Source organism: Nostocoides japonicum T1-X7, from assembly GCF_001046855.1.
GTDB classification, from domain to species: Bacteria; Actinomycetota; Actinomycetes; order Actinomycetales; family Dermatophilaceae; genus Nostocoides; species Nostocoides japonicum.
The window spans coordinates 4,643,605-4,647,557 of the sequence record NZ_HF570958.1 but is presented as its reverse complement, the minus strand read 5'-3'; the positions used below and the strand labels follow the sequence as shown (position 1 = coordinate 4,647,557).

Genomic DNA, 3,953 nt, shown 5'->3' with positions numbered 1-3,953 from the left:
ATCTCCTGCCCCGTCGTCTCGGGGGCGGGGGGCGACGGGGGCGGGGCGGTCTGGTGGTCGTGGGCGGATCTTGACGCGATCTTGACGGGCGGAGCCCGGTCCGGCGATCGCATACCGGCCTAGCGTCGACGGTATGCGGAGCAGCACCTCTCCCTCACGACCCGCTCTCGTCGGGATCGCGCTCGGCGCACCGGTCGTCGTCGCGTGGCTGCTCTCCCTCGTCCGCGGCGACGTCGAGCCGACGAACGCCGCCCTCGTCCTCGTCCTCCTCGTCGTCGCCCTCGCCGCGACGGGGGACCGGGTGGCCGGCATCGTCACGGCCCTGTCGAGCACGGTGTGGTTCGACTTCTTCCTCACGGCGCCGTACCGGACGTTCACGATCTCCAGTCGCGACGATGTCGAGACCGCCGTCCTCCTCGTCGTCGTCGGGCTCGCCGTCACCGAGCTCGCGCTCTGGGGACGCCGGCAGCAGGGCGGGTCGAGCCGTCGCGAGGGGTACCTCGCCGGCATCGTGTCGGCGGCCCGGCTCGCAGCGACCGGCGCCACCTCCGCCCGGGACGTGACCGACCAGGTGGGCCGTCAGATCGCCGGGGTCCTCGGTGCCGCGGAGTGCCGGTTCGAGCGCGGCCCCGGCTCCGGCAACCGGCCGCTCCTCGACCCGGACGGGCGCGTCGTCGGACCGGACGGCCACGAGGTCGACGTCGAGCGGTCCGGACTGCCGACGATGGACTTCCTCGAGGTGCCCGTGGCCAGCAACGGCGAGGTCCTCGGCCGGTTCCTCGTGTCGGCGGCCGACCGGATCGCCCGGCCCGACCGCGAGCGGCGTCGCGTCGCGCTGACCCTCGCCGACCAGGCCGGAGCCGTCCTCGTCCATCACCCGGACCACGCCGGCTGAGCGCCGATCGAGACGGTGGAGCCACGCCGGACCGGACGGACCTCGTGGGTGAAGCAGCCGACGCTCCCGCGTGGGCTGGTCCACCCACGAGTCAGGCGACCGACGTGGGCAGGGCCCGCCGCAGCGTGTCCCGCGTCCGCAGCCACGGGAGCGCCGCGAGCAGGCTGATCACCCCGGTGACGAGGAACGCCGCCTCGTAGCTCACGTGGTCGACGAGCAGCCCGGCGAGGATCGGCCCGACGATCGACCCGGCGTCGGACGACATCTGGACGGCGGCGAGCGCGGGGCCACCGTTGCGCTCACGCCCGACGACGTCGGCCACCGCCGCCTGCTGGGCAGGGTTGAGGGTGCCGGCGCCGAGGCCCGCGACGACCGACACGGCGATGAGCAGGACGAGTGAGGTCGCGAGCCCGGTCACGAGGGTCGCCGCCCCGCTGACGAGGAGGCCGGCGATGATGAACGGCCGCCGCCCGACCGTGTCGGCGAGCCGGCCGGAGAAGGTCAGGCCGACGGCGTTCCCCGCGGCGAAGACGGCGAGGGCGGTCCCCGCGACCCACGGCTCGTCGAGCACCATCGCCGCCGCGAAGAGCGGCAGGATCGCGTTGCGGACACCGAAGTTGGCCCACCCGTTGGCGAAGTACGATGCGAGCGCCGAGCGGTAGGCCGGGTCGGCGAGCCCGTCCCGGACGGTCATCGTCGGCCGGACCGGCTCGTCGGGAGCGGGCCGCAGCGCACCGGAGGGGATCGCGACGGCGACGATGGTCGCGGCGAGCAGGAGCGCGACGGCATACACGATGAACGGCACCCGCAGCCCGAGCCCGCCGAGCGTGCCGCCGACGACGGGACCGCCGATCCCGCCGAGGAGGAACGCGGAGCCGTATGCCGACGACACCCGGCCGCGGATCTCCGGCGGCGCGAGCCGGACGATGAGGGCGACGGCCGACACGGTGAACATGACCGACCCGATGCCGCCGAGCCCGCGGAAGAGCAGCAGCTGCCAGTACGACCCGGCGAAGGCCGTCGCCCCCGTCGAGACGGCGACGATGAGCAGGCCGGAGATGTAGACCGGCCGCTCCCCGAAACGGGCGATGAGCCGTCCGCCGCCGGGCGCGAAGCACAGGCGGAAGAAGGCGAAGGCGCTGACGACGACGGACGACGCCGTCGCGCCGACGCCGAAGCTGCGGGCGAACTCCGGCAGGACGGGCGTGATGAGTCCGAACCCGAGGGCGATGACGAAGGCGGCGGCGATGAGGACCCAGATCTCCCGAGGTATGCGGGTCCGGCCCGGTGGCTCCCCCGCGGCGGACGCTGCGGTGCGCGGGACGGCCGACTCGCCGGTGGGTCGGACGACCGGCTCGCCGGCGGGGCGGCGACACCGGCGGACAGCTGCGGTCGGTGCACGCGTGGGGCGCGTTCGGGAGGAGTGCGCCGTCGGGCTCGAGATCGGGGATCGGATCGCTCACTGGTCTACCTTCCTGATGTCGGCGTTCTCAGATGGAGCGTCGATGCACCCCGGGTGCCGCCAGGTCACTGCCCTGCTCGCTTGACGCCGATGACGTCCACCATGAGATGTGCAGGATCTGGGGGTTGCCCGGGACGTGTGGACCGTCGATAGGGCTGCGCACCAAGACCAGGATTCCTGGTTGCGAGTGCCGATCAGTGAGCGAACCGGCAGGCACGTCTCGGCACCGTGGCCACCCGAGCCATCGAGAGATGAGGGTGCCTCCCCACTGGGTCTAGCAGCGAGGAGGCTGACGTGAAGTCTGCCAGCAACGCCCGAAGTAGTGAACCGTCCACCGGTACCGGCTGCCTGCCGGAGTTCGCGGCCAACGACGTGACCGCCGGCATCGACTGGGCACGTGATGACCACGCCGCATGCATCGTCGATGGCCGTGGCCGACAGGCCGCGGCAACGTTGACCCCCCACACCAGCGCCGGCCTGCGGGACCTGATCGGGTTCCTGGGCCGTCATGGCGTCGGCGAGGTCGCCATCGAACGTCCTGACGGTCCCGTGGTCGATGCCCTGCTCGGCGCCGGCCTGACCGTGGTAGTGATCTCCCCGAACCAGGTCAAGAACCTGCGCGGCCGCTACGGCTCGGCCGGTAACAAGGACGACCGGTTCGACGCCTATGTCCTGGCTGACACCCTGCGCACCGACCGAGCCCGGCTGCGGCCCCTGGTCCCGGACACCCAGGCCACCACCGCGCTGCGTCGTGCGTGCCGGGCCCGCAAGGACTTGGTCAAACACCGCGTCGCGGCAGCCAACCAGCTCCGCGCTCACCTGCGCAACATCCTGCCCGGCGCCGTAGGACTCTTCAAAGACATCGACTCCGAGATCTCTCTGGCGTTCCTGACCAGATTCGACACCCAAGACCGCATCGACTGGCTCACGCCCAAACGCCTCGGCGACTGGCTGGCCAAGCAGGGCTACTCCGGCAAGGTCGACCCTGCCGTCCTGCACCAACGCCTCCTGGACGCCCCCCGCGGCGCCACCGGCGAGTACGCCGCCAGCCAGGCGGCCATCACCGCCAGCTACGTCGCGCTGCTGCAGACCCTGGTCGAGCAGATCAAAACCCTCTCCACCCAGATCGGCCACCAACTCGACACGCACGCCGACGCCCACATCTTCACCAGCCTGCCCCGATCCGGCACCGTGCGCGCCGCGCGCCTCCTGGCCGAGATCGGCGACTGCCGAGCCCGCTTCCCCACCCCCGAATCGCTGGCCTGCCTCGCCGGCGCCGCACCCTCGACCCGCCAGTCCGGCAAGAGCCGCGTCGTCGGGTTCCGCTGGTCCTGCGACAAGCAACTGCGCGACGCCGTCATCGACTTCGCCGCCGACTCCCGGCACGCCAACCCCTGGGCCGCCGACCTCTACAACCGCGCCCGAACACGTGGACACGACCACGCCCACGCCGCCCGCATCCTGGCCCGAGCCTGGCTCACCATCATCTGGCACTGCTGGCAAGACCACCTCGCCTACAACCCCCAAAACCACCAAGCACTCCAACGCCTCCTCAAAACCCAAACCGAGGCGGCTTGACATAGGGCTTCTCATGGG

3 protein-coding genes are annotated in these 3,953 nt (G+C 72.0%); 2 read left to right on the top strand and 1 reads right to left on the bottom strand.

The window, feature by feature from the left end:
• Positions 1–133: 133 nt before the first annotated feature.
• Entirely contained in the window at positions 134–895 is a 762-nt protein-coding gene (locus BN12_RS21110; RefSeq protein ID WP_048555543.1) for a DUF4118 domain-containing protein, read from the top strand.
• Positions 896–986: 91 nt separating this feature from the next.
• Here BN12_RS21110 and BN12_RS21105 read toward each other — a convergent pair whose 3' ends face one another.
• A complete protein-coding gene (locus BN12_RS21105; protein ID WP_048555541.1) occupies positions 987–2,168 on the bottom strand; it encodes an MFS transporter in 1,182 nt (393 codons plus the stop codon).
• Positions 2,169–2,651: 483 nt separating this feature from the next.
• Between BN12_RS21105 and BN12_RS21100 the strand changes: the two genes are divergently transcribed.
• A complete protein-coding gene (locus BN12_RS21100; RefSeq protein ID WP_235432332.1) occupies positions 2,652–3,935 on the top strand; it encodes an IS110 family RNA-guided transposase in 1,284 nt (427 codons plus the stop codon).
• Positions 3,936–3,953: the final 18 nt, after the last annotated feature.

Bases quoted from the DNA above. Each gene is read 5' to 3' on its own strand.
- BN12_RS21110 (WP_048555543.1), top strand. From the start codon at position 134: ATGCGGAGCAGCACCTCTCCCTCACGACCCGCTCTCGTCGGGATCGCG.